At 47.5% G+C, this 377-nt stretch carries 2 pseudogenes; both read right to left on the reverse strand.

The features are described from left to right. Nucleotides 1-248: pseudogene (locus Xenpb_RS19545) on the reverse strand (IS4 family transposase); the annotation flags it as partial. 11 nt (nt 249-259) lie between these two features. Beyond that, nucleotides 260-377: pseudogene (locus Xenpb_RS19550) on the reverse strand (IS3 family transposase); the annotation flags it as partial.

The raw sequence follows: 377 nt of genomic DNA on the forward strand, positions 1-377 counted from the left end.
TGAACCGTTCTCGTATCCGCATACGCCAAAGCGCCACTGTATTGATAAAGCTTTTCGGCACTTTCTTCTATGCAGCGGCTTTGCATAGAGCGGACGACAAAACGCTGATGATTTGAGACCTTGTAGGTCAGATACTCAATAATATCCGCTTCTCGGTCACAGACAGAGATAACTTTCCGACCGAGGCGGGTTTCCATTGCGCGTGAAGCCCGTTCCCATTTATAGCTTTCTTTGTCTTTGTAAGCTCTGCTCCCGCCAAAGGAACCCATTCGCTTTTTAAGCTCCGGAAAAAACGTTCCATCGGGCTGTTATCCCAGCAATTTCCACGCCGGCTCAGGCTTTGTTTAATACCATAACACTGCAATAATCGTCTGAAC

The organism is Xenorhabdus sp. PB62.4 (genome assembly GCF_014467285.1).
Classification (GTDB): domain Bacteria; phylum Pseudomonadota; class Gammaproteobacteria; order Enterobacterales; family Enterobacteriaceae; genus Xenorhabdus.